Genomic DNA, 10145 nt, shown 5'->3' on the forward strand with positions numbered 1-10145 from the left:
ATGCTGCAGGGATGGCGGTGGTACGGGCCCAACGATCCGGTATCGCTCGACGATATCCGCCAGGCTGGCGCGACTGACGTCGTGACCGCGCTGCATCAGGTGCCGATCGGCGAGGCCTGGACGCGCGCCGCGGTCGAGGAACGCAAGAACCTGATCGAGAACTCGCAAGCCGGACGCTCGCCGCTCACCTGGTCGGTGGTGGAATCGATTCCCGTGCCCGATGACGTCAAGCGGCTCGGGGGCGGGGCGACGCACTCGATCGAGGCATGGATCGCCAGCATGGAGGCGGTCGCCGCCGCCGGCATCAACATCATCTGCTACAATTTCATGCCCGTCGTGGACTGGTGCCGCACCGATCTCGAATGGGAGCTGCCGAACGGCGCCAAGGCGATGCGCTTCGACCAGGAGCGGTTCGCGGCGTTCGACCTGCACATCCTGCAGCGACCGGAGGCGGTGAACGAATATTCGGAAGCTGCGCAGCGGCGCGCCAAGGACGTCTATTCGCGGATGACGCAGGCCGATATCGATGTTCTCGTCACCAACATTGCCAGCGCCTTGCCGGGATCGACCACCGATCCCCTGACCATCCCGCAGTTCCGCGACCGCCTGCAGCAATATCGCGGCATCGATTCCACGGTGCTGCGCCGGCACCTCGGCGAATTCCTCGCCCGCGTCGCGCCGGTCGCCGAGCAGCTCGGCGTAACGCTGACGCTGCATCCGGACGATCCGCCACGCCCGCTGTTCGGCCTGCCGCGCATCGCATCCTCGGCTGAAGATTATCAAGCCCTGTTCGACGCGGTGCCCTCGAAGGCCAACGGCATCTGCTTCTGCACGGGATCGCTCGGCGTGCGAGCCGAGAATGATCTGCCTGCCATGGTCAAGCGTTTTGCGCCGCGGATCGGTTTTGCCCATCTGCGCGCGACCAAGCGGGAAGGCGACAGCCTGTCGTTCTTCGAATCCGATCATCTCGACGGCGATGTCGACATGATCGCGGTGCTCAAGGCGCTGTTGACCGAGAACCGCAAGCGATCGTCCAACGACCAAATCGTGTTCCGGCCCGATCACGGCCATCGCATGCTTGACGATCTCGCGGCCACCAAGCGCACCAATCCCGGCTACACCGCGATCGGCCGCTTGCGCGGACTCGCCGAATTGCGCGGCGCGATCCGGGCGATCGAATATGCGGGATGAAGCCAGGGCGTGGATGCCCGGCACAAAGCCGGGCATGACGAAAATGCTCAGCGGCGGAATGGATTACCGACCCCGCGACCGCGCACCCTGCTTCGCCGGATCGACCATCGCTCGATGCTGTTTTGCATGACCTCGGCGAGCGCAGGACGCGCACTCAACTGCCATTCCGACATGCAGGCAATGATCGCATTTCGATCCTGGATGCCTTCCTCGTCGATGATCCATGCGCGCAGCCGGTCGCCGGCAAGCCGTGCGGCGATGCGATCAGGCAATGGATCGATATCGTTCGCGACCAGCACGTTCATGACCATGCAGCCGCCGGGCGCCAACCGCGCGCGGATGGCGTTGCAGGTCTCGATGTCGAATTCGGCATCAAAGCAAAAGTCCGGACCTCCAACGTCGATCGCGATTCCGTCGTAAAGCTGGTTGTCATCGAAAATGAATTTCCGGAAATTGGACACCACGAGCGGCAATCCGTCCGGCAGTCCGAAATATTGCTGAGCGATCACGAAGCTGATCGGATTATGGTCGACGATCGTCAGCTTCTTGCCAAGGCGTGCCAGTCTGGTGGCGAGATTGCCGCCGCCGCATCCCAGGATCAGAATGTTCGTGGCGCGATGCAGGAGTTCGTCCATCAGCTTGACATAGCTGAAGACGCTCTCGCCATCGGGCGTGGCCTGGCTCTGCCTGACGCCTTCCTCGAAATAGATCCGCGTTCCATCCGCGGAGCACTCGACGATCTCGATTGCGCCGTTCCGGCCCTGATAGCGCCCCAGCAAACGCACCTGCTCACCGTGCATCAAATAGGATGTTTAAAGCTTCGTTTATCATGTTCTGCATCGTATGCCAATCATGCTGAGAGGAGTGGTTGATATACTGAACCTCTATATTGATGCTTGAAGCGCAAATTTAGATCAGATAATTATCTGCTTCGGAACCGGGAGACCCACCCCATGATTACCGGCAACCAACTCAGGGCCGCGCGCGCGCTTCTGAGCATCGATCAGCGGCAAATGGCCGGGCTTGCCGATCTTTCGGTGCCGACCATCCAGCGCATGGAAGCCAGCGACGGCGTGATCCGCGCCAACGTCGATTCCCTGATGAAGCTGGTGTCCGCGCTTGATGGCGCAGGAATAGAGCTGATCAATCCTGGCGCGGTGAGCGCGACGGGAGGGCGAGGGGTGCGCCTGCGCGAGCATGTCGCAAATCCGAAGATAAAGGGCAAGACCGTGCGCCAGCCGAAGCGGGTGCTGGAACGGGTTCGATAGCTTTCCTCACGATTTGCTGCTGCGCGCATCCGCCCGTTCGAGCAGCGCGAGCAGCCCTTGCAGCATGGCGATCGGGGTGGGCGGGCAGCCGGGAATGTGAAGATCGACCGGGACGACCTCGGAGACGCCGCCGACGACGGCATAGCTGCCGGCAAAACATCCTCCATCCCGTGCGCAGTCTCCCACCGCGACGACCCATTTCGGGTTGGGGGTCGCGTGATAGGTGCGCTCCAGCGCCTCGCGCATGTTCTTCGTCACCGGGCCCGTCACCATCAGGACGTCGGCGTGGCGCGGCGAGGCGACGAACCGCAGGCCGAATCGCTCGACGTCGTAATAGGCGTTGTTGAGCGCGTGAATCTCCAGCTCGCATCCGTTACAGGATCCGGCGTCGACCTCGCGGATCGACAGGCTGCGGCCGAGCCGCCGTCGCGCGGCCTGTCCGAGCACCGTTGCAAGCTCCGCCACAGCGGCGTCATCCGGTGACGGCGCCCGCTCGGTGAGGGGTTGGCGAAACACGCTTTCGAACAACAGCTTGCGCATCGCAATCGTCCTTACAGATCGTGACCCGAATAAGAGCAGTTGAACGACTTGTTGCAGAGCGGAAAGTCCGCAACGATGTTGTCCTCGATCACCGCTTCGAGCAGTGGCCATTGGAACCACGAAGGGTCGCGCATGTGGCATCGTTCGATCAGGCCATTGCGCAAGCGCAGCCAGACCAGGATGTCGCCGCGGAATCCTTCCACGGTCGCCATGCCCTCGCGCACCTGTCCTCCAAGCGGGACTTCATTGCTGGTCGGTCCCTCGGGGAGGCGGCTCAGGATCTGGTCAATCAGAGAAAGGCTCTGTTCGACCTCGCGTATCCTGATCCAGACCCGTGCGTTGACGTCGCCCTCATTGAGGACAGGCACGTCGAAACGCAGGCTGTCGTAAGGCGGATAGGTCAGCGTCCGGCGCGCATCGAAGGAGCGGCCCGAGGCGCGGCCGACATAGCCGCCGGCAGCATATTGTCGGGCCAGCGGCGGCTTGAGCGTTCCGGCATCGACGGTACGGTCCTGGAGCGAAGCGGTGTTGTCATACAGTTCAACAAGCGCCGGGAAGCGCGCGCGAATGTTCTCCAGCGCGGCCCGGATGGTTTCGGTGCCATCTTTTCCGATGTCGCGGCTGACGCCGCCGGGCACGATGATGTCGCGCATCAGCCGATGGCCGAAGGCCGCGCCGGCTGCGCGCAGTACGCTCTCGCGCAAGATGCCGCAATGCGCGTGCATCAGCGCGAAGGACGCATCGTTGCAGATCGCGCCGATGTCGCCGAGATGATTGGCGAGCCGCTCGAGTTCTGCGAGCAGCGCGCGCAGGAACACGGCTCGCTCCGGTACCACAAGATCCAGCGCGATTTCGGCCGCGCGCGAAAACGCGTATGCGTAGGCGACGGTGCTGTCGCCCGACACACGGCCCGCGAGTTGAGCGCCGCGTTCGAGGCTGACACCGGCCATCAGGCCGTTGATACCCTTGTGCACATACCCCAACCGTTGCTCCAGCCGGACCACGGTCTCTCCGCTGGCGGTAAAGCGGAAATGTCCGGGCTCGATGATCCCTGCGTGCACCGGGCCGACCGCAATCTGGTGCAGGCCGTCGCCTTCCGCGGCGAGGAAACGGTAGGGCTCAGCCTTCGGCAGTGCGTCGCTGCGATCTCCCAGCGGGAAGCGCACATTCCATCGGTTGTGATCGAGCCAGGGCCGGAGGTCGGGCGCGCCCTCGGCAGATAATCCGAACAGATCGTGGATGGTGCGTTCCAGCCGCAGTGCCGGCGGGTGATGCCTTGCAACGGAAGGAAACCGGCGGTCGGGGCATTCGAGGCTGATGACCGCGATGCCGGCGTCCTGTCCATCCATGATCGCCATGTGCACGGTCGCGGGCTCGCCCCAAAGGCCGAGCAGAGACCAGCGACCGTGGGGTAGTTCACTCGCCGCAAATGTCCAGATCGAAGCATCGACCAGCACGCGTGGCCAAAGGCCGTATTGCGCGACCTTACGACCCTCCAGCGTCAGATCGATCAGCGATGGCATATCAATTCGTTCCTATCCAAGGAGCTGCGCCACGTGCTGGAACCAGACCACCAGGGGGGCGGGAAGATAAATCCCCGCGCCCAGTACCAGCGCGAGATGCGCGAACATCGGGATATAGGAGGCGTCGGCCGAAGCCGTGCTGCCGCGCGGCTCGCCGAACGCGACGCTGGTCAGGCGCAATGTCAGTGCGCCGAAAGCCAGCAGCAGGCCCAATACCAGCGCGATCGCAAGCAACGGCTGCCTTGCAAAGGTCGAACTCACCACCAGAAACTCGCTCATGAATATCCCGAGCGGCGGCAGCCCGGCGATCGCGACGACGCCCACGACCAGTCCCCAGCCAAGCGCCGGATGGGTAACGGTGAGGCCGCGGATTCGCGAAATCCGCTGGGTGCCCTTGATCTGCGAAATGTGCCCGACGGCGTAGAAGATGGCCGACTTGGTCAGGCTGTGCATCACCATGTGCAGCAGCCCGGCGAAATTGGCGAGCGGGCCGCCCATGCCGAACGCGAACACGATGATGCCCATGTGTTCGATCGAGGAATAGGCGAACAGCCGCTTGATGTCGCGCCGCCGGTACAGCATGAACGCCGCGAAGATCAGCGAGACCAGGCCCATCGTCACCATCAGCGGACCGGGCGCGATCGAGGCCGGATTGGCCGCGAGCAATATCTTGAAGCGCAGCAGCGCATAAAGCGCGACGTTCAGCAGCAGGCCCGACAACACCGCCGATATCGGCGTCGGACCTTCGGCATGCGCGTCCGGTAACCAGGCGTGCAGCGGCGCGAGGCCGACCTTGGTGCCGTAGCCGAGAAACAGGAATACGAAGGCGACGTTGAGCAACGCCGCGTCGAAATTCGCGGCGCGCTCGACCAGCAGCGTCCAGACCATGCCGTCGTGGCCTTCGCCCATGACTGGGCGGGCCGCCATGTAGACAAGGATGGTGCCGAACAAGGCGAGCGCTATCCCGACGCTGCCTAGAATAAAATACTTCCAGGCGGCTTCGAGTGCCGCATGGGTACGGTAGATGCCGACCATCAGCACCGTCGTCAGGGTCGCGAGTTCGACCGCCACCCACATCAGGCCGATATTGTTCGACACGAACGCGAGGTTCATGCCGAACATCATGGTTTGATACATGGCATGATAGAAGCGCAGGTATGCCGGTGTCAGCCGGCCGGTCTCGAGTTCATGCGCGATATAGCTGGCGCTGAAGATGCTGGTGGTGAATCCCACGAAGCTGTTGAGCACGATGAAGACGATGTTCAGATCGTCGACCAGCACGTATGGTCCGGGGGCAGGCCGCTCGATCACGAACAAGGAGAGCGCAGACAGCAATGTCGCCAGGCTCGCCACGACGTTCAGCCGCGCCGTCAGCCGATAGCCGGGCAGTACGGCGAGCAGGGCCGCGGAAGCGATCGGGATCACGAGCACCGCGGTGACCGGATCGAAGAATGAAAGGGTCATCGGCGTTCGCCCCTGAAATCGTCGAGCGCGGAGACGTCGACCGAATCGAAGCGTTCGCGGATTCGGAACAGGAAGATGCCGATCACGATGAACGCGATCAGGATCGAGAACGCGATGCTGATCTCGACAACGAGCGGCATGCCCTTGGCGCCGGTCGCGGCCAGCACCAGTCCGTTTTCCAGCGACATGAACCCGACAACCTGGCTGACCGCATTGCGGCGCGTCACCATGACCAGAAGTCCGAGCAGCACCACCGACAGGGCAAAGGCGAGATCCTCGCGCGCCAGCGGGTCGGCGTCGCTCGTCACCCGGAGCATGAGAACCAGCGAGAGTGCCACGAGTCCCATTCCGGCCAGCATGGTTGGTCCGATTCCGACCGCGGACTCGATGTCGCGGTGAATGCCTAGCTGCTTGACGATGCGGTGGAGCGCCACCGGAATGACGATCGCCTTGAACACCAGGGCGATCATCGCGGTGACGTAGAGATGGGGCGCATCCTGGATGAAGGCCTGCCAGGCGACCGACAGCGACAGCACGAGGGCATGGAGCGCGAATACATTGAGCAGCGAATAGAGGCGGTCCTGATACAGCATCATCAGGCTGATCAGCACCAGTCCGCCGGCCAGCGTATGCGAGACGTCGAAAGCGAGGCTGTGCACCTGCATCAGAAGCTCCTCGAAACGAACAGCAACAGAGTGCCGAGCAGTCCCAGCATGAAGGCGGCGCCGAGGAATTGCGGGACGCGAAACACCCGCATCTTCGCCGTGGCGGTCTCGAACAGCGCGAGCAGAAAGCCGGCCAGCGCGAGTTTGACGATGTAGGCGCCGGCGCCGATCGTGTAGGACAGGGCGCCACTGCCGTAGAGGGCGATTTGCCATGGAAAGAACACGCAGGCGATCAGCGAGACGTAGAGCAGCAGCTTGAGGAAGGCGCCGAGTTCGATCATCGCGAGGTGGCGTCCGGAATATTCCAGGATCATCGCCTCATGCACCATGGTGAGTTCGAGGTGCGTCGCCGGGTTGTCGACCGGAATGCGCGCATTCTCCGCGATCGCCACCATGAACAGCGCGACCAGCGCCATTCCAAGCGATACCCGCAATCCCACATACGACGAGGCGAGGAGGTGCGAGACCGTCGAGAGCTGCGTCGAGCCGGCGACCAGCGCCAGGCAGAACACGATCAGCAGCATGGCGGGTTCGGCGAGCGCTGCGATCATGACTTCGCGGCTCGAGCCGATGCCGCCGAAACTGGTGCCGACATCCATCCCCGCGAGCGCGAGGAAGAAGCGCGCGCTTCCGAGCAGCGCGACGATGGCGATGAGATCGGCGGTCCAGTTGAACAGCAGCCCGGTCGCGAAGGTCGGCACCAGGGCGGCGGCAACCCAGATCGCCGCGAAGGTGATGTAGGGCGTCACGCGGAACAGCCATGAGGCGTTGTCGGCCAGCACCACTTCCTTGCGCAACAGCCGCAGCAGATCGCGATAGGGCTGAAAGACCGAGGCGCCCCGGCGGCGCAACAGCCGGGCCTTGATCTTGCGCACATAGCCGGTCAGCAGCGGGGCGAGCAGCAGCACCAGCAGCATCTGCACGCCTTGCACGATGATGTCCGAGATCAGGACCATATCGCGAGCACCAGCAGCAGCGTCACGAGGGTGGCGAAGACCAGGCTGAGATATCGCCGGATGGTCAGGAACTGCAGGCGATTGAGCCGTCCGGACAGGAAGCCAACCGTGTCGGCAATCGGCGCATAGAGCGTGCTCCACACCGGGTCGTGCAGCTCGATTCGGAGCCGGGCCGGCTGTAGGTCTCCGGGCGGCGGCATCGTGACGTGATCGCGGGCGTGGAACACCAGCGTGCCAAACACGCGGCGGATCGGCTGCGCAAAGCTGACGCTCGAATATTGCGCGGCAGGCGTGGCGTCGGAGAAGCCGCATCCCCAGGCGGGTCCCCGCCGCAGCGCCTGCGAGGCGAGGCGATGAATGACATAGACGGCAAGCGATGCAGTTGCCGTGATGAACGCCATCACCAGCAACCCGTTATAGGAGCTGCGGCTCTCCGCAATCGGCACGATCGAGAGCCAGGGCTGACCCGCCTGGGCCGGCATGCGGCTGCCAAGCATCTGCGTCGCAACCGGCGCAAGGGCGTCGATTGCCAGGCCCGGCAGGATTCCGGCCAGCAGGCAGAGTGCTGCGAGGATGAACATCGCGCCGAGCGAGAAGCGATCGATTTCATGCGCGCCCGCCGCCGCCGCATCGCGCGGGCGGCCGAGAAACGTCACGCCGTAAGCCTTGACGAAACAGGCGGCGGCCAGCGCGGCAGCAAGAGCGAGCATCGCACCGACCGCGGGCACCATGATCTTCAGCGCCCACTGCGGCAGTTCCGGACTTTGCAGCACGGCCTGGAATATCAGCCATTCCGACACGAATCCATTGAACGGCGGCAGTGCCGAGATCGCGACGCAGCCGACGAGAACGGCGAAGCTCGTAAATGGCATGCGGTGGATGAGGCCGCCGAGCTTGTCCATGTTGCGCTCGCCGGTCGCGCTAAGGACCGCACCGGCGCCGAAGAACAGCAGGCTCTTGAAGAGGGAGTGATTGAGTGCGTGAAACAGCGCGGCTGTGAAGGCGAGCGCCGCCGCCGCCTTCAGTCCGTTGGCCTGGAATGCCATGGCAAGGCCGAGGCTGACGAAGACAATACCGATATTCTCGATGGTGCTGTAGGCCAGCAGGCGCTTCAGGTCCTTCTCCATCAGGGCATACAGAATCCCCATGACGGCGGTGATGCTGCCGAGGAACAGCACGATCGCGCTGGCTGCCCAGCCCGGCTGTCCGAGCAGGTCGAACATGACCCGAATGAAGCCGTAGATCGCGACCTTGGTCATGACGCCGCTCATCAGAGCGGATACGTGGCTCGGCGCGGCGGGATGGGCGAGCGGCAACCAGACATGCAACGGCACGAGGCCAGCCTTTGAACCGGCGCCAAGCAGCATCAGGATCAGCACCAGCGTCGCGGAAGAGGGCGTGTGCTGCGCGGCGCGGATGGCGGCAAACCCATAGTCTCCCGCCGGGCCTGCCAGGAGGCCGAAGGCGAGCAGCAGCGCGAGCGTGCCGAAGCTTGCCATCACGAGATAGACGTAGCCGGCTCTGGCGTTGCCCGCCTCGCGATGGTGCGCCATGACCAGGGCCCAGGACGCCAGCGACATGAACTCCCAGCACAGCAGGTAGGAGAAGGCATCGTCGGCCAGCACCACGAGATTCATGCCGGCCAGAAAGGCGGGGAAGAACGGCAGCACGCGATGCGGCGCAGGATCATGATGGCCGTAGCCGAGGCCATAGAGACTTGCCGACGCCCCGCCCAGATTGATGACGATGAGGAAGAATGAGGCCAATGCGTCGAGGCGGAAATGCGCGCCAAGCCACGGCAGTCCGACCGGCAGGGCGAGCGCGGTGGCGTCTGCGCCGCCGAGCAGGCTCCGTATGGCGCCGATCAATGCAATCGCCGATATGGCCAGTGTCGCACCGTAGATGATGGTCGTGGCGATTTTCGAGCGGCTCAGGACGATCGCGAGCGCCGCCGATCCGAACAATCCGGCGACACAGAGCATTTGCAGGAGAACCGCCGACATTATCTGCGCGTCCCGCTCGATGTTGTGCTATCCGTGCGATCTCCGGAACCAGCCTTGAGCCGAACGCCGCGCCCGCCGGCATTGCTGCTCGCGCCGTCGTCGATCAATTCGATGCCGGCATCTTCGAGCGCCGTGATCAGCTTCACCAGCGAATCGACGTTGCCTCGAACCATCGTTCCGCTCGCTTCCATGCGCTGGATGGTGGGCGCCGAAAGTCCCGATAGTTCTGCGAGCCGACGCTGATCGAGGCCGAGAAGCACCCTGGCAGCCCGCAATTGAGCCGCGGTGATCATCAGGTGGCCTCGCCAGCGAGGCTCGGGCGGATTTCGGAGATCATTTCTCCATCATAAGTATTGATGTTATTATGTCAATAAGTGATATTTTAGATATCTATTGTGAGGGGCGCATCTGTGAATAGTCCGCGGGAAGGATGCGCGCGTTCGCGCGTCGCGCCCGGATCGGAGGCAGCGGTTCTCGGCATTAACCCGACTTCGCGGATTCGCGCCCGAAAACGCGAATTTTGAGATTTTTTGTT

At 63.4% G+C, this 10145-nt stretch carries 10 protein-coding genes; 2 read left to right on the plus strand and 8 right to left on the minus strand.

Going from position 1 to position 10145, the window contains the following annotated elements; all coding sequences use genetic code 11:
• Window positions 1-1191: a mannonate dehydratase gene (uxuA, locus tag V7E26_RS18070; protein ID WP_324418495.1), complete on the plus strand. Its 1191-nt coding sequence runs from the start codon at window positions 1-3 to the stop codon at window positions 1189-1191.
• Between the two features lie 47 nt (window positions 1192-1238).
• Here the strand turns inward: uxuA and V7E26_RS18075 are convergent, their stop codons facing one another.
• On the minus strand, window positions 1239-1976 hold the full coding sequence (locus V7E26_RS18075) for a class I SAM-dependent methyltransferase (protein WP_324418477.1): 738 nt from the start codon (window positions 1974-1976) through the stop codon (window positions 1239-1241).
• Between the two features lie 168 nt (window positions 1977-2144).
• Here V7E26_RS18075 and V7E26_RS18080 point away from each other — a divergent pair, with 168 nt between their 5' ends.
• Entirely contained in the window at window positions 2145-2459 is a 315-nt protein-coding gene (locus V7E26_RS18080; RefSeq protein ID WP_324418497.1) for a helix-turn-helix domain-containing protein, read from the plus strand.
• Between the two features lie 6 nt (window positions 2460-2465).
• Here the strand turns inward: V7E26_RS18080 and V7E26_RS18085 are convergent, their stop codons facing one another.
• Genes V7E26_RS18085 through V7E26_RS18115 form a run of 7 tightly spaced genes read right to left on the minus strand, consistent with a single transcriptional unit; the run spans window position 2466 to window position 9903 of the window.
• Window positions 2466-2999, minus strand: coding sequence for an NADH-quinone oxidoreductase subunit B family protein (locus V7E26_RS18085; RefSeq protein WP_324418479.1), 534 nt, complete (start codon window positions 2997-2999; stop codon window positions 2466-2468).
• An 11-nt stretch (window positions 3000-3010) separates the two neighbouring features.
• Window positions 3011-4522 carry a hydrogenase large subunit gene (locus V7E26_RS18090; protein WP_324418481.1) on the minus strand — a complete coding sequence of 504 codons (1512 nt, stop codon included), beginning with the start codon at window positions 4520-4522 and terminating at the stop codon, window positions 3011-3013.
• Between the two features lie 12 nt (window positions 4523-4534).
• On the minus strand, window positions 4535-5986 hold the full coding sequence (locus tag V7E26_RS18095) for a hydrogenase 4 subunit F (protein WP_324418483.1): 1452 nt from the start codon (window positions 5984-5986) through the stop codon (window positions 4535-4537).
• Window positions 5983-6651 (minus strand): hydrogenase-4 component E, encoded by a 669-nt coding sequence (locus V7E26_RS18100; protein ID WP_324418485.1) that lies wholly within the window; start codon window positions 6649-6651, stop codon window positions 5983-5985. Before V7E26_RS18100 ends, V7E26_RS18095 begins: the two co-directional genes overlap by 4 nt.
• Window positions 6651-7607 (minus strand): respiratory chain complex I subunit 1 family protein, encoded by a 957-nt coding sequence (locus tag V7E26_RS18105; protein ID WP_324418487.1) that lies wholly within the window; start codon window positions 7605-7607, stop codon window positions 6651-6653. The genes V7E26_RS18100 and V7E26_RS18105 overlap by 1 nt, the downstream gene beginning before the upstream one ends.
• Window positions 7598-9610 (minus strand): hydrogenase 4 subunit B, encoded by a 2013-nt coding sequence (gene hyfB, locus V7E26_RS18110; RefSeq protein ID WP_324418489.1) that lies wholly within the window; start codon window positions 9608-9610, stop codon window positions 7598-7600. The genes V7E26_RS18105 and hyfB overlap by 10 nt, the downstream gene beginning before the upstream one ends.
• Window positions 9610-9903: a helix-turn-helix domain-containing protein gene (locus tag V7E26_RS18115; protein WP_324418491.1), complete on the minus strand. Its 294-nt coding sequence runs from the start codon at window positions 9901-9903 to the stop codon at window positions 9610-9612. Before V7E26_RS18115 ends, hyfB begins: the two co-directional genes overlap by 1 nt.
• Between the last annotated feature and the right edge of the window lie 242 nt (window positions 9904-10145).

It is taken from the genome of Bradyrhizobium sp., assembly GCF_036735945.1.
GTDB lineage: Bacteria > Pseudomonadota > Alphaproteobacteria > Rhizobiales > Xanthobacteraceae > Bradyrhizobium.